Here is a 24,598-nt window from a genome sequence, read left to right as displayed (position 1 = left end):
CAATCGCAATGGACGAAGGTTTACGTTTCGCTATCCGTGAAGGTGGCCGTACAGTAGGTGCGGGTGTTGTTGCGAAAATCATCAAATAATTGAATTGATTATTTGACGCAATAAAAGCGAAAGAAGGCTCATCGAAAGATGAGCCTTTTTGTTTATTCGTTGGAATCAATCTATTTTTAAGTGGTCTAAGTTCTTACAAAATCGTTAAATTTGTAAGATTTTATTCGCAAAATTAGCGAAAATCGGGTAATCTACGCACATCTTGATTATCCGTCTGCTTATCTTGATAAGCTGGCGGTCTATTTTTGTCTCACATAACGGAATTTCACTATGGATATTCGCAAAATTAAAAAATTAATCGAATTAGTTGAAGAATCAGGTATCACAGAATTAGAAGTTTCTGAAGAAGAAGGTACAGTACGTATTAGTCGTGCTGCACCGGTTGCTTCTTCGGCTGCGGTACAATATGTTGCGGCTCCACAACAGGCTTTAGCACCAGCAGCTCCTGCACCACAAGCTGCACCGGCAGTTGAAACGACAGCTTCATCATCAGAAGTGTCCGGACACGCTGTACTTTCTCCAATGGTGGGAACTTTCTATCGTAGTCCTAGCCCGGATGCGAAGCCGTTTATTGAAGTTGGTCAGCAAGTAAAAGTGGGCGATGCGCTTTGTATTGTTGAAGCAATGAAAATGATGAACCGAATTGAATCAGATAAAGCCGGTGTTGTTAAAGCAATTCTTGTGAATGACGGACAAGCGGTTGAATTTGATCAAAAATTAGTAATTATTGAATAATTTAAGTTTCCTAGTTTTATCGTAGGAAAATAAATTCATTTCCAAAAGGAACAAGCAATGTTAGAAAAAGTGGTCATTGCCAATCGTGGCGAAATTGCGTTGCGAGTTTTACGTGCGTGTAAAGAGTTAGGTATTAAAACGGTTGCGGTTCATTCTACGGCAGACCGTGAGTTAAAACACGTACTATTAGCTGATGAAACGGTTTGTATTGGTCCTGCACCATCAGTAAAAAGTTATTTAAATATTCCGGCTATCATTGCGGCAGCGGAAGTAACAGGTGCAGATGCTATCCACCCTGGATACGGTTTCTTATCTGAAAATGCAGATTTTGCCGAGCAGGTAGAAAAATCAGGCTTTATTTTTATTGGTCCGACTGCAGATGTTATCCGTTTAATGGGGGATAAAGTTTCAGCCATCAATGCAATGAAAAAAGCAGGCGTACCTTGTGTGCCGGGTTCTGATGGTCCGGTGGGTAACGATGCAAGAAAAAATAAAGAAATTGCAAAACGCATTGGCTATCCAGTGATTATTAAAGCATCGGGCGGCGGCGGCGGTCGTGGTATGCGTGTGGTTTATAACGAGAAAGATCTTGAAGAATCTATCGCAATGACGAAAGCTGAAGCGAAAGCAGCATTTAATAATGATATGGTGTATATGGAAAAATACCTTGAAAATCCACGCCATATCGAAATCCAAGTGTTAGCCGATACACACGGTAATGCCGTTTATTTAGCAGAGCGTGATTGCTCAATGCAACGCCGCCACCAAAAAGTGGTTGAAGAAGCTCCAGCGCCGGGAATTACACCTGAGTTACGTAAATTTATCGGTGAACGTTGTGCGAATGCGTGTCGTGAGATTGGTTATCGTGGTGCAGGTACTTTTGAATTCTTATTTGAAAATGGTGAATTCTATTTCATTGAAATGAATACCCGTTTGCAAGTTGAACACCCTGTTACAGAGATGATCACCGGCGTTGATTTAGTAAAAGAGCAGCTCCGTGTTGCAGCCGGCCTACCGCTTTCTATCACACAAGATGATATTAAAGTGAAAGGTCATGCAATGGAATGTCGTATCAATGCAGAAGATCCAAATACGTTCCTCCCTTCTCCGGGTAAAATTAACCGCTTACACGTGCCGGGCGGTTTAGGTGTTCGTTGGGATTCTCACATTTATGCAGGTTATTCAGTACCACCACATTATGATTCAATGATTGGTAAATTAATTACCTTTGCTGAGAATCGTGATATTGCTATTCGCCGTATGGAAAATGCTCTATCAGAAACGATTGTGGATGGTATTAAAACAAATATTCCACTCCATCATCAAATTATGGCAGATGAGAATTTCCGTAAGGGTGGAACAAACATTCACTATCTTGAGAAAAAATTAGGATTGAAATAATTTCTAATGATTTGATAAAAAGCCACTTGTTATATGACAAGTGGCTTTTGTTTATCGAGTGATTTGGTGCGAATGAACTATTTATTTTAATGTACCAAGTATTTCGCCCATTCGGGTTACTGCGCCTGTGTGAAGATTATCAGCAAACGTAATTGTCTTTTGAGGAAATAAGTTAATTACTGTTGAACCTAGACGAAACGCCCCCATTTCTTGCCCTTTTTTCAGATGAATCGCTTTTTCACCCTCAGTTTCATAATAGTATTCTACCACTTCATTTGGACGAGGTGGATTGATTACGCCTGCCCATACAGTACTCATGCTTGCTGTTACTGTTGCTCCTACAAGGATTTGAACCATTGGACCAAAAGCAGTATCAAACTCACAAATGACACGCTCATTACGTGCAAATAAATAAGGGATATGTTCAGCTAAAAAAGGGTTCACAGAAAATAGTTCACCTGGAACATAGATCATTTTACGTAAAGTGGCATCACATGGCATGTGGACACGGTGGTAGTCACTTGGCGATAAATAAGTTGTAATAAAATCACCATTTTTAAATTTTGCGGCCATTTCCGTATCATTAGCAAGTAGCGTATCTAGGTTGAAATAGTGTCCTTTTGCTTGAATTAAACGGTCATCGCTAATATGGCCAAATTCACTTACACGGCCATCAGCAGGTAATGCAAGTGCTTTTTCATCTTCAACAATCGGTCTTGCGTCTGCTTTTAATGGGCGGATAAAGAACTCATTGAACGTTGCATAATCAGATGCCTGACTTTTTTCTGCTTCAGCAAGGTTTACTTTATACTGTTTAGCAAAAAGTTTAATAATAAAATGGGTAACAGCCCCCCATTTTTGTTCTGCCAACCAACCAGCTACTCGGGTAATGGTAAGCTGAGGCAAGAGGTAGTGAAGTGCAATTTTTACTCGTTGTCCATAAGTCGGAACTGAATAAGCTTTTAGTGTCATTGTTTATCCTTTTAGAAATAAATTTATTGAAGTATAACAGAAAAGCAAATTCAGGGAAAAGAGGCTGAGCTGGCGCTCTATATTTTGATAGAGGATAAATATAGAGGAATGTGCCAGCTCAGCAAATCGTGTCAATTATTGTAAAATAATACGTTCACGGTTTTTATCTAGTGTTGCACTACCAATACCAGAAACTTCTTTTAATTGTTCAATACTAGAGAATGCACCATTTTTAGTGCGATAATCGACAATGGCTTGTGCCTTTTTCGCTCCAATTCCAACTAATTTATCCTGAATTTCTGCTGCTGATGCAACATTGATATTTACAAGATTTGGATTAGCGACTTGTTGAATTTGCTGAGTAGTGTTAGCTGGTACAGAAGCTATAGTATTTGTAGCTTGCTGAATGGTAGATTGTTGCATGACTGCCGGATTTTGAGTTTGTGAAGGTTGCTCAACAGGTTGCGGCTGTTGTGCAAAAGCGGTACCACTAAGAAGTCCCAAAGTGACAGCGAGTACATTCATTTTTTTCATAAAATACCTCTTAAAGAATTGTAAAAGAATGAGTGAAATATAAATTTCTAGAACAAAATAATGGGTGATAAATTTTTCGGCAACGAGCAAAAATGAAATTTTCGAAAGAGATCGCAAAAAAAGATAACAGATACGTTTCTAAGTATAGTTCAACTAGCTATTGGAAAAATTAAGCAAAAATCTATTGAATAGAGATAAAAATATAAATTTTCGTAAAATTCGTGCTGATAAGAGAGAAATACTTTAAAATAGAAATAATTTTTTGAATTAACTTAATGGAATTGAATATGACTCAAAATAATTCTCGCCAAGAACCTACATTTGGTGAAAAAAGCGTGGCAAACTCTGAACAAAATACAGAACTTGAAAAAAAGATAGTCGCGCCTTCACTACGAATGAATCATACACCTGGGCACACATTTACTCCTGTAATTAAACCAACAGTTTCATTGGATATAGCACCTGAGGTTGTTAAGGCTGAAACATCTAAAATAGAAGCAACAAAGGAACAACCTTCAAGCTTTGCATTTTCGCCTGTAATAGAAGAAACAACAAAAGTCGAATCGAATGTAAAAAATACAGCAGAGGAGGCAAAATCAGTTGCTCAAGAGACTGTAAGAGTCGCGTTAAATGCAGCAGAGCGAGTGATTCCAGCAGCATCGGCAGCCGCAACATCATCAACGGAGAAGGTAGCACCTGCGTCATCTAAAGAAAAATCTACGAAGAACCGTCGTTTAGGTTTAGTTGCATTATTAGCTGCAATTTTAGGTGGAATTTTCTTCTGGTTAAAACCAAGTACGCCGGAACCAGTAGAAGAATTACAATCTCAACAAGGCGGTAGTTTACCGATTGAATTCCGTCCGGTAGATGAAGCAGAAGCTCAGCGCGCTGAGGCAGAAGCGCAAGCAAAAGTACAAGCGCAACTTCAAGCCTCAACTCAAACAGTGCAAGGTGTAACATCGACAGAGCCAACTCAAATGGCTCAACCTTCTGTTGAAACAAATACAACTCAATCTGCACAACCGGTAGAACAGAATGTATCAATACAACCTGTTGAAAATGGTTCGGTTACAACAGTTCAAGAGGGGGCACAAGCTACAATAACAAATGTAACTGAATCTCAAGCATCAACACCAGTAGTTAATACGGTAAAACCTCAAACAGGTTCAAGTGTTGTATATCAACCGGAGAAAGCTCTCCAAGAAGTACGTAAACAAGAGGTTCGTAAGGTAGAGAAAGTTCGTCCTCAACAACAAACTCAGCAAAAAGCACAAAAAACAGAAACTCAGCCTAAAGTAAAAGCAATCACTGCGGCAGAATATAACGCGAAAAAAGCACAAAATGCACAAATGGATCAATTTGTGAAAAGTGTTGAAGAAGGAAAAGTTGCTCAAACTGCGAAGCCAACAGCAAAAGTAGCTCCAGCTGCTACACAAACAACGTCAGTGGTTGTTTCAAGCAAAACAATGACCGTGTCTAAGGGTATTTCTTTAATGCAAGTATTCCGTGATAATAATCTGAATATCTCAGATGTGAATGCGATGAGTAAAGTAAACAGTGTGGTTAGCAACTTAAAGGTTAATGAGAAAGTAACTGTACGCTTAGATAAAAATAACCGAGTTGTAGAAATGAGCATCGGCTCAGGTGGTAAATTCACTCGTCAAGCAGACGGTAGTTATCGCTTTAAATAATCATGTAAAAAGCAACGCCGTAAACGTTGCTTTTTTTATAGAGAGGTTGTTATGTTTTTCCTAAAAAAGAAAATATATCCCGTTGTACTTGGCTCGTTATTTACGCTAAGTGCTTGCTCTGAACTTACTCCTTCTCCAGTGGAGCAAATGCAACAAATACAGCAAAATGCGATGAAGCAAACAGAGGAAGTGAAGTCATTACCGAAACAAGCAAAAGTGAGCGTAGTAAAAAAACAATCGGTAACACGTTTCATCTGTAAAAAGGACAAAGAAGTACAGGTAAGATTTTCGCAAACAAAAAATGCTAAAAATTCAAAACTCAATGCGATTAGCGTGAGTTTTGCCGGTACTACCCATAGACTTTCCCCGACAGTGACTAGAAACGGGAAAAAATATAGTAATATTCGTTGGGTTTGGCGGGAGCCACTCAATGGTAAAGCTGAGCTTTATGATAATAAAAAGAATGTGTTAGCAGAAGGTTGTGTAAAACAACCGGAATAAGCGGTTAAATTTAAGGATTTTTTACGCATGAATATTTTAGTGATTGCACCTTCTTGGGTTGGCGATATGATGATGTCTCACGCCCTTTACCAACAACTCAAGGCGAATTATCCAGATTGTCAAATTGATGTCATGGCGCCAGATTGGTGTCGCCCATTGCTTTCTCGAATGCCTGAGGTTAGTAAAGCGATTTCTATGCCAATCGGACATGGCTCGTTTGCTTTATGTAAGCGGTATGATTTAGGGAAGAATTTGCGAAATCAGTATGATATAGCGATTGTGTTGCCAAATTCGCTAAAGTCAGCGTTTATTCCATTTTTTGCAAAAATTCCACAACGCCGAGGTTGGAAAGGCGAAATGCGCTATGGGTTGCTTAATGACCTACGCAATAATAAAAATGACTATCCTATGATGGTTCAACGTTATGTGGCGCTTGCTTTTGAACAAGGTCAAATTCCAGCAGCAGAGCAACTACCGATTGCTTATCCTTATTTGCAAGTCGATAGCGAACAGATTGCAGAAACGAAACAGCATTTTGTGAAACAATTTGAATATGCGGAAAATCGTGAGGCTATCGGTTTTTGTCCTGGTGCAGAGTTTGGACCAGCGAAGCGTTATCCACATTATCATTATGCGACACTCGCTCAAAAACTGATTGAGAAAGGTTATTCCGTTCGTTTATTTGGCTCGAAAAAAGATGAAGAAGTGGGAGAGCAAATCCGCAATAGCCTACCTGAACATTTACAACGTTATTGTATCAATTTGGCAGGGCAAACAGATCTTAATCAGGCGGTCGATCTCATTGCAGATTGTAAAGCGATTGTGAGCAATGATTCCGGTTTAATGCATATTGCGGCGGCGTTAAACCGACCACTTGTTGCGCTTTATGGCCCAACAAGCCCACAATATACGCCACCGTTGTCGAAATCTGCGGTAATTATCCGCCTGATTGAAGGTGGTTTAATCAAAATTCGTAAAGGCGAAGGCCAAGATGGTTACCATCAAAGTCTGATTGATATTCAGCCTGAAATGGTATTAGAAAAACTAGAGGGCTTGTTAGCATAATGATAGGCTGCCTGTTTAGGCAGCTTGTTTCCAAAGAGTTTCTTGGGTTGAAATAAATTGCTGTGCTTGTGTGCCAAACCATGCTAATTCACTTTGGAGTTTTACGACCTCACCGATCACAATTAATGCCGGCGTTTCAGCATTTTCGGCAAGCGTGGCTAATTCACTTAACACGCCGGTTTGTACTTTTTGATTTGGCAATGTGCCATGACTAATAATTGCCACAGGAGTATCGCTCGGTTTACCGTGTTTTTGTAACTCGCTCGCCAATTCGTGCGCTTTAATTGTACCCATATAAACGACCAGTGTTTGATTGCCTTGTGCGAGCGTTTCCCATTTTAATTTGTTGCCATCCGGTTTTAAGTGACCTGTAATAAACATTGCTGTTTGAGCATAATCTCGATGCGTAAGTGGAATACCGGCATAAGCGGTTGCGCCTAATGCAGCGGTAATTCCAGGTACAACCGTGAAAGGAATATGCTCACTTTTTAAGACTTCCAGCTCTTCGCCACCACGCCCAAAGACAAAAGGATCGCCACCTTTCAAACGCACAACACGCTTACCTTGTTTCGCATATTTCACTAACAGCTGGTTTGTTTCCTCTTGTTTCACACTATGTTTACCGGCTCGTTTGCCGACAAAGATTTTATCGGCATCACGGCGAACTAATTCTAAAATAGGTTCAGACACCAACGCATCGTAAAGCACAACATCTGCTTGTTGAATAGTTTGTAATCCCTTCAATGTTAATAGCCCTGCATCGCCCGGCCCCGCGCCCACTAATGACACCTCGCCGATAATCGGATTATCTGCTTTTAATTCTTGCTGAAAGAGTGCCTTAGCCTGTTCAATTTGATGTGTTTCGGTTAAGCGTTGGAAACCTTGATGTGTAAAGAGTTTCTCCCAAAAGCGGCGGCGTTGCGTCAATTGAGGGAATTTGGCTTTCACAGCATTACGCCATTGGGTTGCAAGGGTTGCCATCAAACCAATATTTTGTGGAATTAGTGCTTCAAGTTTCTCTCGAAGTAAGCGAATAAGCACAGGGGCAGCGCCACCACTTGATATCGCAATTTGCACGGGAGAGCGGTCGATAATAGAAGGGAAAATATAACTACAACGAGGTTGATCGTCCACCACATTCACTAAACGCTGTTGAGCTTCCGCCGCGTTAAATACTTGTTGGTTGAGCGTATTGTCATCAGTTGCTGCAATGACAAGATAAGCCTGACTAACCTGCTCATCTTTGAAATATGTTGCCAGCCATTCAATTTTCTGCTCATCAACTAAAGTTTGTACCGAGCTATGTAATTTTTCTGCCACCACTTTGATTTTAGCTTTCGCTTTTAGCAAAGCTTCAATTTTTCGTAATGCAACGTGTCCGCCACCGACAACAAGAACCGGACGATTTTTTAAATCCACAAAAATTGGTAAGTAGTTCATTTTTTCCACCGCTTGAAAACTAAAACGCCCGTTAGTTATAAGCGAATTTTGTTATTCTTAAAAATAATAACACTACATAGCATATTCTTTTTTGGAATAAGAATGGCGAGGAACGAGAATTCAAGTGATACATAGCCGTTTCTTCCTATTTTTCGGTTTCTTATTCTAAAAAAGCATATAAAGAAAGTTTCTGGTCTTTTTGATTTGTCGTTAAGCGGTTAGATTTTGATATAAATTTGCAAACCTCATCAGAAGAAAATGAAACGACAAGTAAAAAAATGGCAAAAAATGACCGCTTATTTGCTAGGTCTTGGCTTATTTGCCGGTCATATTCAGGCAAAGGATTTATTGAATGTTTCTTACGATCCTACTCGTGAGCTTTATAAAGAATATAACCAACTATTTACGCAGTACTGGGCTCAACAAACGGGCGAAAAAATCAATGTGAAGACATCACACGGTGGTTCAGGCAAGCAAGCCCGTGCGGTCATTGATGGCTTGCAGGCTGATGTGGTTACGCTCGCATTAGGCGGCGATATTGATGCTTTAAATAAACATCAGCAGCTGATTGACCCTAAATGGCAACAACGCTTGGCTAATCACAGCACACCTTATGTTTCAACGATTGTCTTTTTGGTACGTAAAGGCAACCCGAAAAAGATCTTCGATTGGGCGGATTTGGTACGTGATGATCAGATTGAAATTATTACGCCTAATCCGAAAACATCGGGCGGCGCACGTTGGAATTTTTTAGCGGCTTGGGCTTATGCGAAAGATCGTTGGGGCAGTGATGAAAAAGCGCTGGATTTTGTAACCCAAGTGTATCGACAAGCACCGGTACTCGATACGGGGGCGAGAGGTTCTACAATGAGCTTTATTCAGCGAGGCTTGGGCGATGTCTTACTGACGTGGGAAAATGAAGCGCATTTAGCCTTACAGGAAGAGGGGGGCAGCGAGTTTGAGATTGTTACGCCTACGGCTTCCATTTTGGCAGAACCACCCGTGGCGGTAGTCGATCAGGTGGTAGATAAAAAAGGAACACGTCAAGAAGCTGAAGCCTATTTACGCTATCTTTATAGTGATGAAGCCCAACGTATCGTGGCGAAAAATTATTATCGCCCGACAAGCGATCATATTTTGGCAGAATTTCGCACGCAATTTCCTGAATTGAAATTACTGAAATTGGATCAGGTTTTTGGCGGTGGTTGGCACATCGTACAGCCTCGTTTTTTTGACGATGGTGGTATTTTTGATCAAATCCTTGCCAAAATTTATGAATAAGGCAGGAGGAAACGTTATGCAACAGTCCCGAATTATCCCCGGATTTAACCTTTCGTTAGGTTATACGATCACTTTTTTAAGCCTTGTTGTGTTAATTCCTCTTGCAGGCCTTTTCCTCTTTTCGGCACAGATCTCGGCAGAGCAATTTGTGAAATTGATTACTAGCCGGCAGCTTTTATTAGCGCTTACTTTATCGCTAAAAACCGCATTGGGTGCTGCCATACTGAATAGTTTTATCGGCTTATTATTGGCTTGGGTATTGGTTCGCTACCAATTTTGGGGCAAGCGTTTAATGGATACCTTTATTGATATGCCATTTGCATTGCCAACAGCAGTTGCTGGTATTGCGCTAACAGCAATCTACTCTCGTAACGGTATCATCGGGCAATTTTTTGGCACTAAAATTGCCTACAGTTCTCTCGGTATTACTTTGGCATTGTTGTTTGTTACTTTGCCTTTTGTGGTGCGGACTTTACAACCCGTGCTAGAAGATTTACCCAAAGATGTTGAAGAAGCGGCAGAGATGCTCGGTGCTTCGCCATTTCAAACCTTCCGTTATGTAATTTTCCCAGCTATTTTACCCGCTTGGATTACCGGTTTTACTTTAGCTTTTGCCCGAGGGATTGGTGAATACGGTTCGGTAGTGTTTATTTCGGGCAATTTGCCATTTCGGACGGAGATTTTACCTTTGGTTATTATGTCCAAACTCGACCAGTACGATTATATCGGCGCAGCAACCATTGGCGCATTGATGCTAATTATCTCCTTTTTGCTCATTTTTGCGATTAACCAAATTCAGCGTTATTTTGCCAAACGAACAACAAAATAAGCGGAGGAAATATGCAAATTCAATCTCAAAAACGACCGCTTGCCGAAAAAGGGTTAATCAGTTTGGCGGTAATTCTATTCTTTGTCTTCTTGGTGTTGCCACTACTTGTGGTGCTCTCCCAAGGTTTAGCGAAGGGGGTGAGCTTTTTTTGGCAAGCGATTAGCGAAGAAGACACGATTTCAGCATTGAAACTTACATTGCTCGCCGCAGCTATTGCGGTGCCGCTAAATGTCATTTTCGGTATTGCGGCAGCGTGGGCGGTAACGAAATATCAATTTAGGGGCAGACAGCTACTATTAACGCTCATTGATTTGCCGTTTTCTATTTCGCCTGTGGTTGCTGGCTTGATTTACGTACTGTTATTTGGGGCGCAAAGTTGGCTTTATCCGCATTTACAAGCGGTCGATTTTCAAATTATTTATGCCATTCCCGGCATTATTTTAGCGACATTATTTGTTTCTGTACCTTTTGTCGCCAGAGAGCTGATCCCGATTATGGAAAGTCAGGGGATTGTTGAGGAAGAAGCCGCTGCGGTGTTGGGCGCAAATGGCTGGCAGATTTTTTATTATGTTACTTTACCGAACATAAAATGGGCATTATTGCACGGCGTTGTGTTGTGTACCGCGCGAGCATTAGGGGAATTTGGTGCGGTTTCGGTGGTTTCCGGTCATATTCGAGGCTACACCAACACACTACCGCTTCAAATTGAGATTTTATATAACGAATACAATATCGTTGCAGCCTTTTCGGTGGCAATTTTATTATTAGGGCTATCGCTGATTTTACTGTTGATAAGACAGTGGACGGAAAGCAAATTAGCCAGACAATCCGTTTAAGTGAGGAAAAAATGGCGATTACCGTAAAAAATATCAATAAAACGTTTGAGCAATTTCAAGCACTTCACGACATTAATCTAACCATACCCAATGGCGAGCTTACCGCTCTGCTAGGGCCTTCCGGTTGTGGTAAGACAACCTTACTGCGCATTATTGCCGGGCTGGAACAGGCAACAAGCGGTCAAATTTTGTTTGACGATAACAATGTTACGCAACTTTCGGCAAAAGAGCGTGATATTGGCTTTGTTTTCCAACATTATGCGTTGTTTCGTCATATGACGATTGCCGATAACATTGCTTTTGGTTTGAGAATGAAGCCGAAAAGAGAGCGATTATCTGATGCGGAAATTCAAGCGAAAGTGAAAAATCTTTTAACGCTTATTCAGTTGGAGCATATTGGCAACCGCTATCCTGACCAACTTTCCGGCGGACAACGCCAACGAGTTGCCCTTGCCCGAGCCATTGCAACAGAGCCTAAAGTTTTACTGCTTGATGAGCCTTTTGGGGCATTGGACGCTAAAGTGAGAAAAGATTTACGCCGTTGGTTGCGTGATTTTCATCACGAAATCAATGTTACCAGTATTTTTGTGACACACGATCAAGATGAAGCCCTTGAAGTTGCCGATAAAATCATTCTGATGAATAAAGGAAAAATCGAGCAAATTGGCACACCGGAGCAAGTTTACAAACAACCGCAAACCGCATTCGTGGCGGATTTTCTCGGCGATGTAAATTTATTGCACGGCTACATTTTAGGCGGCATATTGCATATTGATCGCTTCAAAAAAGTGGTAGAAAACTGCCGACAAGCAAATGATGTGGTGGTTTATGTTCGCCCTCACGAAATTTTTGTAACAAAACGTGTGGTTGAAAATAGCCTTCGAGGCACGATTTCTCGAGTACACACTGCAGGACCCACCGTATTTTTAGAAGTGCTTAATCAAAGGGAAGGCACAATTGAAGTTTCAATGAGTTATAGTCAATTTGAGCAAGAAGCTTTCCAACTTGGCGATACCGTTTATCTTCAACCTCAACTGCTTAATTTCTTTGTGCAAGATGAGTTGATTGAATATATGATTTAATCTAATTATTGTATTTAGATGACAAAACGGTCTTTTTACAAAAAATCTATGCAAAAAGACCGCTTGTATTTTATGGGGAATTATAATGTTTCATCATAATACACTTCGCCCATCATTAATGGACGTGCGGTTCTAACCAATGCGGCTCGGCTGAATTTGTAGCTGTCTGTGGTTTTTTCACAAACCATATCGACACTAATAAAACCGGATGGGTGTTCAATGGTAACAACCGAACCCGTATCTTTATAAAGTGCGTGAGCAACGGTTCCTTCAATATTGCACGCTGCGGCAACACAAATCGAGCCTGTTACGGCGTGGCTGGCGTGGCATTTATCCGGCACAAAATAGCGTGAAGTAATGTTGCCTTTGCCGGCTGGGGTTGAAAGCACACCAATTTTCGGAATAACTTTTTGAGAAACATCGCCTAAGCCCATCATTTCGCCCGCTTTGCGGCGGATTGGTTCAATAATCTCAAATAAGGCGGTATTTTGGTCTAATTCTGCTTTGGTTTCTTTGCCGGTTAAACCTAAATCTGTGGCGGAGAAAAGCACCATCGGCATTGCAACATCAATACAGGTTACGTTATAGCCGTTGATATGGTCTTGTTTGTTGCCGGTTGGGAATACTTTACCGGTTTTTGCCCCTTCAATTTGGCTGAAGTTGAGGTTTACCGGCGAGCCTGAGCCGGGAACACCGGAAACCTCAGCTGTGCCATCATATTTTAATTGCTTGTTAGGGCTCTCTGCCGAAACTTCAATAATGCTGTTGGTATTTACGTTATTTACCACCACAGAAGTAATGCCATCTTGTAACTCGATTAAGCCTTTTTCACTCGCAAAGCAGATAATGCCTGACAGAATGTTTCCACACGAAGGGGCGGTATCCACAATTTTCTGATCAATCCCCACCTGAGCAAAAAGATAATCTAAATCAACCCCTTCTTTTTCGGATTTAGACACAATGGCGACCTTGCTGGTAACACTTGTTGCACCGCCTAAGCCGTTGATTTGTGTCGGATCGCCCGAGCCCATTACCGTCATTAAGAATTTATCGCGTTCTGCAATATCGGTCGGTAAATCTTCTTTTAGAAAATATAAGCCTTTTGACGTACCGCCTCGAATGATCATACAAGGAATTTTTTTCATATTTGCCTCAGAAAAAATAAGGCAACAGAATAGGTTTATCTGTTGCCTTTTTATTAGGTAATAATAGTTTCGTAGTAAAAGTCTTTAGCTAGCCCGTAAGATTCACGGTATTCAATGATATTTCCATCTAATCCCTTTGCTTCACGACAGACTTTTACAACACAATCTGGTTGGTTATCCGTAAGATACGGATCGCTATGTTGAGTTAAAATCGTCATTTTCTCTTTAGCAGAAACAACTAATTGTCCACATAGCTTAAAGTATAAGGGGTAGAGTAAATTCTCAATTTGCTCTGTCGGAAGTGATAATAAATCCCCAAATTTTTCTGCAGAAAGCCAAATTTTATCACTAATAATGACGACATTATCTGCTAAACGCACTCGCTCTAAATAAATAAGCGGTTCATTTTCTGTTAAACCAAGCAAATGATTGATAACCGGTACTGCATCGACTTTTTCTATTTTTTTGACAATACTCGTTGGAATTTGAGGTTTACCATATTTATCTTGGCTTAAATAAAAGCGTGTCATTGCAGATTGGATAAACGCCGGGTGTTTGAGAAATGTGCCTTTACCTTGATGCTTAATGAGCACGCCTTCTTCAACGAGACATTCTACGGCTTTGCGAATAGTGCCAATAGAAGCATCGTAGGTTGCTGCAAGTTCTTGTTCACTTGGAATTGGACTGTTAAATTCCCAATTATTTTCTGCCAGAAATTGTTGTAGTTCATATTTTATTTGCATATAGCGGGGGACTTTATTTAATTCCGCATATTGGTGATCGTAGTTCAACATTTTCTATCCTTCAAATTATTGACATCCTTTTATAAAGGGAATAAGGTTGAATTCATTTAGTCATATATATGTTTTATTTTAATGACGAAAAGATAAAAGTAAAGGTTGTTTATTCTATAACGGAGTATCTATTATGTCTAATTTCTTAGCTGAATATCAATCACAGGTTGCAGAACGTGCGGCACTAGGTATCGTCCCAAAAACATTAGATTTATCACAAACCGAGCAATTAATTGCTTTATTGAAAGAGCCGATTAAAGGTAAAGAAGCTGAATTATTAGCCTTATTTGAAACAAGAGTGCCGGCAGGTGTTGATGATGCGGCAAAGGTAAAGGCAGAATTTCTTGCACAAATTGCGAAGGGAGAGGAAACAAGCCCATTGATTTCGCAGGAAAAAGCTACGCAACTACTCGGTACAATGAGTGGTGGTTATAATGTTCAACCTCTGATTGATTTGCTAGAAAATGACAAATTAGCACCGCTTGCAGCCAAAGCCCTTTCTCATACTCTGCTTATTTTTGATAATTTCAATGAAATTGCAGCAAAGGCTAAACAAGGCAATCTATTTGCTAAACAAGTACTTCAATCTTGGGCGAATGCCGAATGGTTTACTTCTCGCCCTCAACTTGCTGAAAAAATGACGCTTACGGTGTTTAAAGTTGCTGGTGAAACTAATACTGATGACCTTTCTCCGGCACAAGATGCTTGGTGCCGTTCCGATATTCCACTCCACGCTAATGCAATGTTAAAAATGCCCCGTGAAGGTATTGAGCCCGATGAAGCTGGTGTGAGAGGACCTCTCAAACAAATTCAATCGTTGAAAGAAAAAGGCTTTCCGTTGGTTTATGTGGGCGATGTTGTCGGCACGGGTTCATCTCGAAAATCTGCGGCTAACTCGGTGCTGTGGCATATTGGTGAGGACATTCCTTATATCCCGAATAAACGCACGGGCGGTTTTATTTTTGGCGGAAAAATTGCGCCGATTTTCTTTAACACAGCGGAGGACTCAGGGGCTTTACCGATTGAATTAGATGTTACCCAATTACAAATGGGCGATGTAATCGATCTCTATCCTTATGCCGGCAAAGTCTGCAAACACGATAGTGATGAGGTGGTTGCAAACTTCCAATATAAAACGACCGCTTTACTGGATGAGGTGCGTGCAGGTGGGCGTATTGCGCTGATTATCGGTCGTAGTTTAACGGCTAAAGCACGTGCCGAATTGGGGCTAGGCGAAAGCGATGTGTTTGTTAAACCTGATGTGGTGGCAGATACCGGCAAAGGCTACACTCTAGCACAAAAAATGGTGGGGAAAGCTTGTGGTGTGCAAGGCGTACGCCCTGGACAATATTGTGAACCGCAGATGACTTCGGTTGGTTCGCAAGATACCACAGGCACGATGACCCGTGATGAACTTAAAGATTTAGCGTGCTTGAAATTCTCTGCACCGTTGGTTATGCAATCTTTCTGCCATACAGCACCTTATCCAAAACCAAGCGATGTGCTTACCCACAAAACATTGCCTGATTTCTTCACAAGCCGTGGCGGTATTGCCTTAAAACCGGGTGATGGCGTAATTCACTCGTGGCTAAACCGTATGCTCTTGCCATTTACGGTAGGAACCGGTGGCGACTCACATACTCGCTTCCCGATTGGTATTTCATTCCCTGCAGGTTCAGGGCTGGTGGCATTCGCTGCAGCAACCGGTATTATGCCGCTGGATATGCCGGAGTCGGTTTTGGTTCGCTTTACCGGCAAAATGCAAAAAGGCATTACCTTACGTGATTTAGTACACGCCATTCCTTATTACGCCATTCAGCAAGGACTACTAACCGTTGAAAAAGCGAACAAGAAGAATGTGTTCTCTGGTCGTATTATTGAAATTGAAGGGGTAGAAAGCCTCACAGCGGAGCAGGCGTTTGAACTTGCCGATGCAACCGCAGAGCGTTCAGCAGCGGCTTGTTCGGTAAAACTTAACCAAAGCTCAATAACCGAATATCTCACTTCAAACATTACTTTATTAAAATGGATGATTGCAGAAGGCTATCAAGATGCAACGGCTTTAGAAAATCGAGTAAAAGCGATGGAAGCGTGGCTGGCAAATCCGGAAATGCTTGAAGCGGATGCCGATGCTGAATATGCTGCCGTGATCGAAATTAACTTAGATGAGATCAAAGAACCAATCTTATGTGTTCCAAATGATCCTGATGATGCTCGTTTATTATCGGACGTTCAAGGCGATAAGATCGATGAGGTCTTTATCGGTTCTTGTATGACCAACATCGGGCATTTCCGTGCGGCAGGGAAATTATTAAACCACTTTGAAGGTGGATTACCAACCCGTTTATGGCTTGCTCCACCAACAAAAATGGATGCGGCGCAATTAGCGGAAGAAGGGTATTACAACATTTATGGGCGAACAGGTGCAAGAACAGAAATGCCGGGTTGTTCACTATGTATGGGGAACCAAGCCCGTGTCGCCAAAGGCTCGACCGTTGTTTCAACTTCTACCCGCAACTTCCCAAACCGTTTGGGCGAAGGGGCAAGAGTTTATCTTGCTTCCGCAGAATTAGCGGCAGTGGCTTCAATTCTAGGGCGTTTACCAAGCCCTGAAGAGTACCAACGCTATGTTGCTGATTTAGATGAACAGCAAGCGGACGTTTATCGTTATCTCAATTTCGATAAAATCCCAAGTTATGTTGCACAAGCAGATAAAGTGATTTTCCGCTCAGCAGCATAACATTCATCTTATTAAGATAAGATAACAAGGAACAAAGCCCCTAAATGTGAGTTTAGGGGCTTTTATCATTGGTAAAATGTTTAGAAAAAATGACCGCTAGATTTCTCTCTTGGCATATTCTTTCATTAATGCTTTTAATTTATCAGTATTTTGTTTGAAGTATTGGCATCTTGGGCATTTCCACAAATGGATCTGCAAGGGTAATTGCTCACTCAATCGGAGTTTTTGCTCGTAGCTAAGTGAAATGAGCTGGGTTGCGTGTTCACAATTCATTTAATATTCTCCAAACCAATGTTTTGAAAGGCAAGATTGCAACTGTAATCTTGCTCGGTGCAAAATAACGTGTAAATTGGATATTGAAATTTCACACTCTTGACAAATTTGCGTGGTTGAAAGTTCAAGATGTTCTCTCATCATAAAAATACGTGCTTGTTGTGCAGGTAAGTGATTTAAACAAAGATCAAAGATTGTCCAGAATTCTTCTTTATAGGTTAAATGCGAGACATCTTCCCACTCTTTAGGATCGTAAGTGTCTAAGATCCAGTAACCGGTATGATCGAAAAAAATGCTTTGTTCGTTATTTTCAACGAATTCTGAAACAGAAATCAGGCGCTTCTTTTGATTAATGGCATCGATAATTTTGTATTTTAATATCGCAAAGATCCACGTTTTTAATGCCGCTTTTCCTCTAAAGCTTTGGGCATTTTTGTAAGCAGAAACAAAGGCTTCCTGTACGACTTCTTCTGCGAGATCGAGATCATTTAATTGCAATATTGCAAATTTCAGCATTTGTTGGCGGATTTCTTCAATTTGCATTTCAGTAATATACGTCAATTTTTCCATAAATAATTGGTTGCTTCATTAACAAATGAGAGGCTGCATTATAAGCAAAGAATGAAAATTAAGCGAATAGTCAAAGAAAGTGTAAGAAATACCTCATTGTAGGGACTAATTTATGATGAATTTCATCATTTTCGTTTAGTGAGGTAAAAAATGAACGCATTTAATGCTTTTGTCGAGTTTATTGCTCGCATCGTTGCGCCTATGCAACGTCAATTTATCAATTTTATTCGTGTCGCAATTTTTATCGTCATGGTTTGGATTGGCGGTTTAAAAGTTTGTCAGTATGAAGCTGATGGTATTGCACATTTCGTCTCAAATAGCCCATTCTTTAGTTATATGTATAAGAAAGGTCCAAACCTAGTGCCTAATGAAAAGGGCGATATGGTGATGGAATATACCTTACATAAAAATCCTGAAGGTAAAATGGTTGCGAAGAATATTGAGTGGCATAAAGAAAATGGTACTTACACAGCGTCTTATATCATTGGAGCCATTATTGTTACTGTCGGTATTTTAACACTAATGGGAATTTGGAATGCAACAGCAGGTTTAGCCGGAGGCTTACTCACATTTGGTATGTCGATTATTACGCTGTCATTCTTAATTACAACGCCAGAGGCTTGGGTTCCGAATTTAGGGGGCGATCTCCCAACACCGGCTTATGGTTTCCCATATCTTTCTGGGGTAGGTCGATTGGTTGTGAAAGATGTGATTATGATGGCGGGTGGTTTAACGGCTGCTGCAGAATGTGCTAACCGTATTCTTGCTCGTAAAAAAGTAGCATAATAACTAAAGTTAAGCGGTTGTTTTTTCATTGAGATTTGCAAATTTTCTAGAAAAAACAACCGCTTTTATCGGTCACTATAAAGTAACAGAAACGTTCTCTTTCACACGACAACTACACGCCAACACATAGCCTTGTGCAATTTCTTCATCGGTTAAATCGCCGGTATTAACGACTTCGTATTCTCCACTGGTCACTTTAGTTTTACATAAACCGCATAACCCTGTACGGCAGCCGGAAACAACAGGTTGCTCTTGTGCTTCTAGTGCGGCAAGTAATGTCATTCCAACCGGTACTTCAGCTTTAATTTGTGATATGCCATTAATAGTTAAACTGGTTTTCTTGTCTGAACTGATTTCACCAGCTAATGCAGTATTAAAGAATGCTTCAGTAAAGAAACGATCTTCAGTACCACCAAGTGATAATACGATCTCTTTTAAGGCATTCATATAAGCCTCTGGGCCACAGGTCATTACGGTGTAATTAGCAAGGTTTGGCACAGCATTTTTGATAATTTCTGCTGAAATTCGACCGCTTGCAAAGCCTTCTGTTGCGTTTACAGAAGCATTGATAACAAGTTGAAGTTTTGGATATTTTGCCTTCAATTCAGCCCATTCTTGTTTGAAGATAACATCTTCAGGAGAATGTACTGAGTGAATAACTGTGACATTTACTTCAGGGCGATTGGCGAGTAACCAGCGAGCCATTGACATAATGGGTGTAACACCGCTCCCTGCCCCCACTAATAGATAGTTATCTGCAATCACTTGCTGGCACGAAAATTCGCCCATTGGGTTAGAAAACCATACTTGGTCGCCCACTTTCACATCGTTATTTAACCACGTTGAGCCAACACCGCCTTCAATTTCTCGCACTGTAATGGAGACAAAACGGCTCTCGCCCGGTGTTGATGAAAGTGAATAAGCACGAGTAATATGTGGCGTGTTTTTAATGCTCACTAAGGCATATTGCCCTGCTTGGTATGGGTAGAAATCTTGAGCAATAAAGTTAATCGTTGTTACATTCGGTGCTTCTTTAACGATTGAATGAACCTGTAATTCATTGATACATAATGGGTTTTTATTAGTATTTGCCATTTCTTTTTCCTTCTTTCAAGCGGTTGAATTTTGTGAATGTTTTGCAAAATTCAACCGTTTATTCGCAATTATTTATTGATGATGTGTCCGAAATCTTGTTCTGGAGTGGTTAAGCCGCTTAAGCCAAATTTCTCGTGTAATAACGCCATTACGTTATCGTTTAAGAAAGCCGGTTTACTTGGGCCTGAGTACACATTTTTTACGCCTAGCGCTAATAGCGTTAATAACACAATAATTGCTTTTTGTTCGAACCAAGAAAGCACGATAGAAAGTGGCAATTCATTTAAGCCAATCCCTAATTTTTGTGAAAGGGTAACAGCTAACATAATGGCTGAGTAGGTATCGTTACATTGACCCGCATCTAATAAACGTGGTAATCCGCCATCAATGGTACCGAAATCTAATTTGTTGAAGCGATATTTACCGCAACCTAATGTTAATACAGCGGTGTCTTTTGGTAGCGCATAAGCAAGATCAGTATAGTAATGACGCTCTTCTTTATCACCATCACAACCACCGATAACGAAAACGTGGCTTAATTTTCCTGCTTTGACTAAATCAATCACAGCATCGGAGGCATCAACCAGTGTTTTGCGACCAAAACCCACGGTAATATAGTGTTCTAATTCGGTGTAAGGGAAGCCTTCACACGCTAAAGCTTTATCAATCACAGGGCTAAAATCGTGATCTTCAAGATGTGTAACGCCTGGCCAACCAACGATATTACGTGTGAAAATACGATCTGCGTAATTGCCGACATTCGGATCGATTAAGCAGTTAGATGTCATAACGATTGCCCCTGGGAAGCGCGCAAATTCTTTTTGTTGATTTTGCCAGCCAGAGCCATAATTACCCACAAGATGTTTGTATTTTTTTAATTCTGGATAACCGTGTGCAGGTAGCATTTCGCCGTGAGTGTAAACATTGATGCCTTTGCCCTCGGTTTGCTCAAGCAGCTCTTTTAAATCTTTCAAATCGTGTCCAGAAATTAAGATACATTTACCTTTTACCGGACGGATATTCACGCTCGCCGGCACAGGGTTACCAAAATGTTCCGTTTCGCCGGCGTCTAACATTGCCATTACTTTGAAGTTCATTGAGCCAATCGCAAGCGATTTCTCAAGCAATTCGTTCAAATCACTTGGTTGTGTACCAAGCCAAGACATAAATCCGTGATATTCTGCGTAGATTTCATTATCAAATTTATCCAATACGTAGGCGTGCTCAAGATAAGCTGCTGCGCCTTTTAAGCCATATAGTGCTAATAAACGTACGCCGTGAGCTTCTTCACCGATTTCTTTACGATCAAGATCTAAGGCAAATTCTTTCGCTTGTTCTGCTAATTGATCAATCGAAATACCTTTTAGTTCAATATGAGCAAGTGGATGGTTGAGTGTTGGGTTTGGTTCTACTTCGCTGACAGCTTTAATCAATTCATTACGGTAAATAATGGCTTGTTGTGCATAGCCTACGATACGAGCGGAGTCAAAGTTTACGTTAGTTAGGGTAGCAAAGAATGCACGAGGAGCAAAAGCATCGGCCTCGTGAATGATAATACCGTGTTCACGAGCTTTTAATGCCCAAGCCGATAAACTGTGCAGAGTTGCAATCAATAAATCTTGTAAATCAGATGTTTCAGCCGTTTTACCGCACATACCTTGACCAAAACTACAACCATTCCCCACAGGGGTTACCATTGTTTGTTCACATTGAACGCAATACATAGAAATCACTCCAAAAGAAAATAAGAATAAATATAAAATAACCTACTAAAATAGTTGGTTTTAATGGCGGGAATAATAGGGTGTTATAGTCGGAATAAAAAGGAATATTCAAATAAACTTTTGCTTTTTTTGATCTAGTTAGTATTCGCTACTTAGAATGGGGTAGGGCAATGGTTGGTAAAATAGAAAGAAAAAATGACCGCTTGTATGCGATCATTTTTTAAAGAAAAGCGTTAAACAGTAACACCAACTAATTTCCCAATCAACCCTGTTATACTCATTGCGATAGCGCCCCAAATCACAATACGAATAATTGCTGGTCGAGCGGGGGCACCCCCAAGTTTGGCTGAAATATAGCCTAATAAGCCTAAGCCAAATAATGTAGAGAAAATCACTGTTGCCAGTAAAATATTGATTGGGGTGATTAAGATAACAAGAAGAGGAATGGCTGCACCCATCGCAAAAGCGGCAGCAGATGAGAGAGCGGCTTGCAAAGGATTGGCGAAGCTCTCTTCGGAAATACCGATTTCATCTCGCATGTGAGCATCAAGCGCATTATGAGCGGTAAGTTGAATGGCAACTTCTCGGGCTAATTCAGGGGTTAAGCCTCGCTCTTCATAGATTGTGGTTAATTCGTCTAACTCTTCTTCAGGATGAATTTCAAGTTCACGTTTTTCCATTTCCATATCGGCCTTTTCTGTGTCGGCTTGACTATAAACAGAAACATATTCGCCTGCAGCCATTGAAATAGCTCCGCCGACTAATGCGGATGCGCCTGTCAGTAATAGCGTGTGGAATTCTGGCTGTGCGGCAACCATTCCCGTCATTAAACTTGCCGTTGATATAAGCCCATCATTTGCTCCCAATACACCAGCTCTTAGCCAGTTACTACGGTGGCTTAAATGATGTTCGTTATGTTGCGTTCTTTTCATTGGCTTGATACCTATAAAAAAGGCGACTTTATCAGCCGCCTATATATTTTTTATGCGTAGTACATTTCAAATTCCACTGGGTGTGGTGTCATATTTAAACGTTCTACTTCTTTGCGCTTAATCGCAATGAATGCATCAATAAATTCTTTACTGAATACGCCACCTTGAGTTAAGAATTCGTAATCTTTTTCAAGGTTATCTAACGCTTCACTTAATGAACTTGATACTGCCGGAATATCTTTTAATTCTTCAGGCGGTAAGTCATAAAGATTTTTATCCATTGCATCGCCCGGATGGATTTTGTTAATCACACCATCAAGACCTGCCATCAATAATGCTGCGAAACATAAGTATGGGTTCGCCATTGGATCTGGGAAACGTGCTTCAACACGTGTTGCTTTCGGGCTGGTTACCGCAGGAATACGGATTGACGCAGAACGGTTACTTGCCGAGTAAGCTAATAATACAGGCGCTTCAAAACCCGGTACTAAACGTTTGTATGAGTTTGTTGTTGGGTTAGTGAACGCATTTAATGCTTTAGCGTGCTTGATGATACCGCCAATATAGTAAAGAGCAGTTTCAGATAAGCCAGCGTATTTATCGCCCATAAAGACATTCTTACCATCTTTGCTTAGTGACATATTACAGTGCATACCTGAACCGTTGTCGCCTGCAAATGGTTTTGGCATAAAGCAAGCCGTTTTACCGTGTTCAAGTGCAACGTTTTGTACTACATATTTATAGATTTGGGTTTCGTCAGCTTTTAATGTTAGGCTGTTAAATTTCGTTGCAATTTCGTTTTGACCTGCTGTTGCCACTTCGTGGTGGTGAGCTTCAATTACTAAGCCCATTTCTTCTAAAATTAAGCACATTTCAGAACGAATATCGTGAGCTGTATCAATTGGTGCTACTGCACAATAACCACCTTTTTTCAATGGGCGATAAGCATTATTGCCGTTTTCATATTTACGGTTAGTGTTCCACGCTGCTTCAATATCATCAATGTGATAAGAAACATTGTTCATTTCTGTGCTAAAACGGACATCATCAAATAGGAAGAACTCTGGTTCTGGACCAAACATCACATTGTCAGCAATCCCGGTTGATTTTAGGTAGTTTTCTGCACGAATTGCAATTGAACGTGGATCACGATCATAACTTTGCATTGTGTTAGGGTCATAAATGCTACAACGGATAGAGAGGGTAGGGATTTGAGCGAAAGGATCTACAACGGCGGTTTCAGGGATTGGCATTAAAAGCATATCGGCTTTGTTAATGGCTCGCCAACCTTCGACTGATGAACCGTCGAACATTTTTCCTTCTTCGAAAAGATCTTCAAGGTCGTCTGCAACAAGGCTTACAGGAAGCGATACGCCATGTTCCTTACCTTTAATATCTGTAAATCTTAATAACACGAATTTGATGTCGTTATCACGAATCAGTTTCGCAACATTTGCAATCGCATTTGCGTTTGACATTATGAACTTCCTCTTGGTGGATATATAAATGAATATATAGAATAAATAACCTATGAATGATATCATTTTTAGATAAGAAAAGAGAGATTTTCTTTAATGAATTTGCAAAATTTACGTAAAAGAAGACCGCTTATTACTTTTAGGCTTTGATAAAAGATAATTAATAAGAAAAATTAACCAAAAAAGAGCGAATAAATCTTCGTTTTGAGTAAAATTAAATCTTTTAAATAAAAAAAAGAGATTTTTTTCAAAAAGTGCTAGACAAACAAAAGCGAAATCTATAATATACGCCTCCGTTGCGACGCAGTACTGAAAACAACGCGTTCGTAGCTCAGTTGGATAGAGCGTTGGCCTCCGGAGCCAAAGGTCGCAAGTTCGAATCTTGTCGAGCGCGCCAGGTTAATGCAATATCAACGAGATGGTGGCTATAGCTCAGTTGGTAGAGCCCTGGATTGTGATTCCAGTTGTCGTGGGTTCGAATCCCATTAGCCACCCCATTTAAATATATGCAATAGCATAACTGACGGCGAGTAGCGCAGCTTGGTAGCGCAACTGGTTTGGGACCAGTGGGTCGTAGGTTCAAATCCTATCTCGCCGACCACTTTATTTTTTGTTCTTTAACAACTTATCAGAC

Annotated in this window: 23 protein-coding genes and 3 tRNA genes; 15 read left to right on the top strand and 11 right to left on the bottom strand. The window is 40.7% G+C overall.

All coding sequences use genetic code 11. From position 1 onward, the window contains the following. The 3 genes from AM305_RS12065 to accC all read left to right on the top strand — a co-directional run. Positions 1-89, top strand: an 89-nt coding sequence (locus tag AM305_RS12065; RefSeq protein ID WP_005822489.1) for an EF-Tu C-terminal domain-related protein, incomplete at its 5' end; no start/stop codon positions are given. Positions 90-330: 241 nt separating this feature from the next. Continuing rightward, a complete protein-coding gene (gene accB / locus AM305_RS09490; protein WP_005825405.1) occupies positions 331-795 on the top strand; it encodes an acetyl-CoA carboxylase biotin carboxyl carrier protein in 465 nt (154 codons plus the stop codon). Between the two features lie 57 nt (positions 796-852). Then, positions 853-2,196: an acetyl-CoA carboxylase biotin carboxylase subunit gene (accC, locus tag AM305_RS09485; protein WP_005825402.1), complete on the top strand. Its 1,344-nt coding sequence runs from the start codon at positions 853-855 to the stop codon at positions 2,194-2,196. Between the two features lie 81 nt (positions 2,197-2,277). On the opposite strand, the gene asd is transcribed toward accC, so the two are convergent. Together asd and AM305_RS09475 are read right to left on the bottom strand one after the other, a co-directional pair. Continuing rightward, the gene (asd, locus tag AM305_RS09480) at positions 2,278-3,168 is read right to left on the bottom strand and encodes an archaetidylserine decarboxylase (protein ID WP_005825400.1); all 891 of its coding nucleotides are present in this window, start codon (positions 3,166-3,168) and stop codon (positions 2,278-2,280) included. 135 nt (positions 3,169-3,303) lie between these two features. After that, positions 3,304-3,702: a helix-hairpin-helix domain-containing protein gene (locus tag AM305_RS09475; protein WP_005825398.1), complete on the bottom strand. Its 399-nt coding sequence runs from the start codon at positions 3,700-3,702 to the stop codon at positions 3,304-3,306. Between the two features lie 287 nt (positions 3,703-3,989). Here AM305_RS09475 and AM305_RS09470 point away from each other — a divergent pair, with 287 nt between their 5' ends. The 3 genes from AM305_RS09470 to waaF are packed head-to-tail and all read left to right on the top strand — an operon-like array spanning position 3,990 to position 6,959. Further along, positions 3,990-5,393 (top strand): LysM-like peptidoglycan-binding domain-containing protein, encoded by a 1,404-nt coding sequence (locus AM305_RS09470; protein WP_005825396.1) that lies wholly within the window; start codon positions 3,990-3,992, stop codon positions 5,391-5,393. A 51-nt stretch (positions 5,394-5,444) separates the two neighbouring features. Further along, positions 5,445-5,894 (top strand): MliC family protein, encoded by a 450-nt coding sequence (locus tag AM305_RS09465; protein WP_005825394.1) that lies wholly within the window; start codon positions 5,445-5,447, stop codon positions 5,892-5,894. 27 nt (positions 5,895-5,921) lie between these two features. Further along, positions 5,922-6,959, top strand: coding sequence for a lipopolysaccharide heptosyltransferase II (gene waaF / locus AM305_RS09460; protein ID WP_005825392.1), 1,038 nt, complete (start codon positions 5,922-5,924; stop codon positions 6,957-6,959). Positions 6,960-6,974: 15 nt separating this feature from the next. On the opposite strand, the gene cysG is transcribed toward waaF, so the two are convergent. Further along, a complete protein-coding gene (cysG, locus tag AM305_RS09455; RefSeq protein ID WP_005825390.1) occupies positions 6,975-8,399 on the bottom strand; it encodes a siroheme synthase CysG in 1,425 nt (474 codons plus the stop codon). Between the two features lie 258 nt (positions 8,400-8,657). Between cysG and AM305_RS09450 the strand changes: the two genes are divergently transcribed. The 4 genes from AM305_RS09450 to AM305_RS09435 are packed head-to-tail and all read left to right on the top strand — an operon-like array spanning position 8,658 to position 12,427. Beyond that, positions 8,658-9,680, top strand: a complete 1,023-nt coding sequence (locus AM305_RS09450; protein ID WP_005825388.1) for a sulfate ABC transporter substrate-binding protein — start codon at positions 8,658-8,660, stop codon at positions 9,678-9,680. Between the two features lie 16 nt (positions 9,681-9,696). After that, positions 9,697-10,509: a sulfate ABC transporter permease subunit CysT gene (gene cysT / locus AM305_RS09445; RefSeq protein ID WP_005825386.1), complete on the top strand. Its 813-nt coding sequence runs from the start codon at positions 9,697-9,699 to the stop codon at positions 10,507-10,509. An 11-nt stretch (positions 10,510-10,520) separates the two neighbouring features. Beyond that, the gene (gene cysW / locus AM305_RS09440; protein WP_005825384.1) at positions 10,521-11,345 is read left to right on the top strand and encodes a sulfate ABC transporter permease subunit CysW; all 825 of its coding nucleotides are present in this window, start codon (positions 10,521-10,523) and stop codon (positions 11,343-11,345) included. Positions 11,346-11,356: 11 nt separating this feature from the next. Next, on the top strand, positions 11,357-12,427 hold the full coding sequence (locus tag AM305_RS09435) for a sulfate/molybdate ABC transporter ATP-binding protein (RefSeq protein ID WP_005825382.1): 1,071 nt from the start codon (positions 11,357-11,359) through the stop codon (positions 12,425-12,427). Between the two features lie 80 nt (positions 12,428-12,507). Here AM305_RS09435 and AM305_RS09430 read toward each other — a convergent pair whose 3' ends face one another. Together AM305_RS09430 and AM305_RS09425 are read right to left on the bottom strand one after the other, a co-directional pair. Further along, positions 12,508-13,572, bottom strand: a complete 1,065-nt coding sequence (locus tag AM305_RS09430; RefSeq protein WP_005825380.1) for a 4-oxalomesaconate tautomerase — start codon at positions 13,570-13,572, stop codon at positions 12,508-12,510. A 53-nt stretch (positions 13,573-13,625) separates the two neighbouring features. Beyond that, complete coding sequence (locus tag AM305_RS09425; protein ID WP_005825378.1) at positions 13,626-14,366, bottom strand: GntR family transcriptional regulator; 741 nt, start codon at positions 14,364-14,366, stop codon at positions 13,626-13,628. 133 nt (positions 14,367-14,499) lie between these two features. On the opposite strand from AM305_RS09425, the gene acnB reads away from it, so the two are divergent. Next, entirely contained in the window at positions 14,500-17,106 is a 2,607-nt protein-coding gene (gene acnB, locus AM305_RS09420; RefSeq protein WP_005825376.1) for a bifunctional aconitate hydratase 2/2-methylisocitrate dehydratase, read from the top strand. Between the two features lie 96 nt (positions 17,107-17,202). Here the strand turns inward: acnB and AM305_RS12275 are convergent, their stop codons facing one another. Beyond that, positions 17,203-17,379: a hypothetical protein gene (locus AM305_RS12275; RefSeq protein WP_005825369.1), complete on the bottom strand. Its 177-nt coding sequence runs from the start codon at positions 17,377-17,379 to the stop codon at positions 17,203-17,205. Beyond that, the gene (locus AM305_RS09415; RefSeq protein ID WP_005825367.1) at positions 17,380-17,949 is read right to left on the bottom strand and encodes a sigma-70 family RNA polymerase sigma factor; all 570 of its coding nucleotides are present in this window, start codon (positions 17,947-17,949) and stop codon (positions 17,380-17,382) included. It abuts the gene before it with no gap. Positions 17,950-18,099: 150 nt separating this feature from the next. Between AM305_RS09415 and AM305_RS09410 the strand changes: the two genes are divergently transcribed. Beyond that, complete coding sequence (locus tag AM305_RS09410) at positions 18,100-18,735, top strand: YkgB family protein (protein ID WP_005825366.1); 636 nt, start codon at positions 18,100-18,102, stop codon at positions 18,733-18,735. 75 nt (positions 18,736-18,810) lie between these two features. On the opposite strand, the gene hcr is transcribed toward AM305_RS09410, so the two are convergent. The 4 genes from hcr to glnA all read right to left on the bottom strand — a co-directional run bounded on the left by hcr (position 18,811) and on the right by glnA (position 23,964). Then, complete coding sequence (gene hcr, locus AM305_RS09405) at positions 18,811-19,830, bottom strand: NADH oxidoreductase (protein ID WP_005825364.1); 1,020 nt, start codon at positions 19,828-19,830, stop codon at positions 18,811-18,813. 68 nt (positions 19,831-19,898) lie between these two features. Continuing rightward, positions 19,899-21,554 (bottom strand): hydroxylamine reductase, encoded by a 1,656-nt coding sequence (hcp, locus tag AM305_RS09400; protein WP_005825362.1) that lies wholly within the window; start codon positions 21,552-21,554, stop codon positions 19,899-19,901. A gap of 233 nt (positions 21,555-21,787) precedes the next feature. Beyond that, positions 21,788-22,486, bottom strand: coding sequence for a VIT1/CCC1 transporter family protein (locus tag AM305_RS09395; protein WP_005825358.1), 699 nt, complete (start codon positions 22,484-22,486; stop codon positions 21,788-21,790). Between the two features lie 50 nt (positions 22,487-22,536). Continuing rightward, positions 22,537-23,964 (bottom strand): type I glutamate--ammonia ligase, encoded by a 1,428-nt coding sequence (gene glnA / locus AM305_RS09390; RefSeq protein ID WP_005825344.1) that lies wholly within the window; start codon positions 23,962-23,964, stop codon positions 22,537-22,539. A gap of 320 nt (positions 23,965-24,284) precedes the next feature. Here glnA and AM305_RS09385 point away from each other — a divergent pair. The 3 genes from AM305_RS09385 (at position 24,285) to AM305_RS09375 (ending at position 24,565) form a co-directional block, all read left to right on the top strand. Beyond that, a tRNA-Arg gene (locus tag AM305_RS09385) sits at positions 24,285-24,361 on the top strand. Between the two features lie 24 nt (positions 24,362-24,385). Continuing rightward, a tRNA-His gene (locus AM305_RS09380) sits at positions 24,386-24,461 on the top strand. Between the two features lie 27 nt (positions 24,462-24,488). After that, positions 24,489-24,565, top strand: a tRNA-Pro gene (locus AM305_RS09375). The last annotated feature ends 33 nt before the right edge of the window (positions 24,566-24,598 follow it).

The organism is Actinobacillus minor NM305 (genome assembly GCF_000175195.1).
Taxonomy (GTDB): Bacteria; Pseudomonadota; Gammaproteobacteria; order Enterobacterales; family Pasteurellaceae; genus Haemophilus_A; species Haemophilus_A minor.
This window is presented reverse-complemented; position numbering and strand designations above follow the sequence as displayed.

What these genes read in the sequence shown, in the direction of transcription:
- acnB (WP_005825376.1), top strand. Translation starts at nt 14,500, where the DNA reads ATGTCTAATTTCTTAGCTGAATATCAATCACAGGTTGCAGAACGTGCG.
- AM305_RS09395 (WP_005825358.1), bottom strand. Translation starts at nt 22,486, where the DNA reads ATGAAAAGAACGCAACATAACGAACATCATTTAAGCCACCGTAGTAAC.
- asd (WP_005825400.1), bottom strand. Translation starts at nt 3,168, where the DNA reads ATGACACTAAAAGCTTATTCAGTTCCGACTTATGGACAACGAGTAAAA.
- accC (WP_005825402.1), top strand. Translation starts at nt 853, where the DNA reads ATGTTAGAAAAAGTGGTCATTGCCAATCGTGGCGAAATTGCGTTGCGA.
- accB (WP_005825405.1), top strand. Translation starts at nt 331, where the DNA reads ATGGATATTCGCAAAATTAAAAAATTAATCGAATTAGTTGAAGAATCA.
- AM305_RS09410 (WP_005825366.1), top strand. Translation starts at nt 18,100, where the DNA reads ATGAACGCATTTAATGCTTTTGTCGAGTTTATTGCTCGCATCGTTGCG.
- AM305_RS09470 (WP_005825396.1), top strand. Translation starts at nt 3,990, where the DNA reads ATGACTCAAAATAATTCTCGCCAAGAACCTACATTTGGTGAAAAAAGC.
- AM305_RS09465 (WP_005825394.1), top strand. Translation starts at nt 5,445, where the DNA reads ATGTTTTTCCTAAAAAAGAAAATATATCCCGTTGTACTTGGCTCGTTA.
- AM305_RS09475 (WP_005825398.1), bottom strand. Translation starts at nt 3,702, where the DNA reads ATGAAAAAAATGAATGTACTCGCTGTCACTTTGGGACTTCTTAGTGGT.
- cysG (WP_005825390.1), bottom strand. Translation starts at nt 8,399, where the DNA reads ATGAACTACTTACCAATTTTTGTGGATTTAAAAAATCGTCCGGTTCTT.
- AM305_RS09425 (WP_005825378.1), bottom strand. Translation starts at nt 14,366, where the DNA reads ATGTTGAACTACGATCACCAATATGCGGAATTAAATAAAGTCCCCCGC.
- AM305_RS09430 (WP_005825380.1), bottom strand. Translation starts at nt 13,572, where the DNA reads ATGAAAAAAATTCCTTGTATGATCATTCGAGGCGGTACGTCAAAAGGC.
- hcp (WP_005825362.1), bottom strand. Translation starts at nt 21,554, where the DNA reads ATGTATTGCGTTCAATGTGAACAAACAATGGTAACCCCTGTGGGGAAT.
- AM305_RS09435 (WP_005825382.1), top strand. Translation starts at nt 11,357, where the DNA reads ATGGCGATTACCGTAAAAAATATCAATAAAACGTTTGAGCAATTTCAA.
- AM305_RS12275 (WP_005825369.1), bottom strand. Translation starts at nt 17,379, where the DNA reads ATGAATTGTGAACACGCAACCCAGCTCATTTCACTTAGCTACGAGCAA.
- waaF (WP_005825392.1), top strand. Translation starts at nt 5,922, where the DNA reads ATGAATATTTTAGTGATTGCACCTTCTTGGGTTGGCGATATGATGATG.
- cysW (WP_005825384.1), top strand. Translation starts at nt 10,521, where the DNA reads ATGCAAATTCAATCTCAAAAACGACCGCTTGCCGAAAAAGGGTTAATC.
- glnA (WP_005825344.1), bottom strand. Translation starts at nt 23,964, where the DNA reads ATGTCAAACGCAAATGCGATTGCAAATGTTGCGAAACTGATTCGTGAT.
- hcr (WP_005825364.1), bottom strand. Translation starts at nt 19,830, where the DNA reads ATGGCAAATACTAATAAAAACCCATTATGTATCAATGAATTACAGGTT.
- AM305_RS09415 (WP_005825367.1), bottom strand. Translation starts at nt 17,949, where the DNA reads ATGGAAAAATTGACGTATATTACTGAAATGCAAATTGAAGAAATCCGC.
- AM305_RS09450 (WP_005825388.1), top strand. Translation starts at nt 8,658, where the DNA reads ATGAAACGACAAGTAAAAAAATGGCAAAAAATGACCGCTTATTTGCTA.
- cysT (WP_005825386.1), top strand. Translation starts at nt 9,697, where the DNA reads ATGCAACAGTCCCGAATTATCCCCGGATTTAACCTTTCGTTAGGTTAT.